1 protein-coding gene is annotated in these 664 nt (G+C 38.0%); it reads left to right on the plus strand.

Annotated elements, in window-relative coordinates:
* The first annotated feature begins 28 nt into the window (after window positions 1-28).
* Complete coding sequence (locus DWZ47_RS30290; protein ID WP_016662389.1) at window positions 29-610, plus strand: DUF4274 domain-containing protein; 582 nt, start codon at window positions 29-31, stop codon at window positions 608-610.
* Window positions 611-664: the final 54 nt, after the last annotated feature.

Below are 664 nucleotides of genomic sequence, written 5' to 3' on the forward strand. Positions count from 1 at the left end.
ATTATCAACAAATTAATAAATTACAATTATGGACTTTATAAACAAACTTTTAGACGAAAATTACGATTGGGGTGATAAACGTATTGATGAAGACGTTTACGATGAACTGAGTGCTGAACTCATCATTGATTACTTAAAGAAACATGATTCAGAAATTCGCCAAATGCTGGCTCTAAGCTGGAATTTTGATAATCCTAAGAAAGTTATCCAATGGATTGTCGAGCAGCCCGATACAGACAAAGGAACATGCCTGCTACTTTATTGGCGGATGGCTCCAGATTTCAGCAAACAGTTTGTAAACCGTGAGGAATGTGAAAATACTCATAGTTGGTATCTTGAAGATTATGACATCATCCAAACAATTGAACAGAATTACACAGCAGGATTTTACAGGAACCAACGCTACGCTTTCAATCCTTGTCATGATTCGTATCAAGATGGATATGACTGGACTGCAAGTTTGAATCCTTCGGAATTTAAGATTCCCATTCCCCAAGAAATGTTTACTGCTTTAGATGGTATTGCATTGGATGTGCCTTCTTGGGAAGAAGGTATCCCTGAAGACTTGCAACCTGCAATGGATCGTTTGGCTGATTTAGTAGATGAATAATATGTTGATAACAAGCACCTATTCCACCTAACGGTGGCAAGCTGCAACCCATTA

This window comes from Bacteroides sp. AF32-8BH, assembly GCF_003435205.1.
GTDB lineage: Bacteria > Bacteroidota > Bacteroidia > Bacteroidales > Bacteroidaceae > Bacteroides > Bacteroides ovatus.

Excerpts from the sequence above, each read along its gene's own strand:
- DWZ47_RS30290 (WP_016662389.1), top strand. The coding sequence starts at position 29 with ATGGACTTTATAAACAAACTTTTAGACGAAAATTACGATTGGGGTGAT.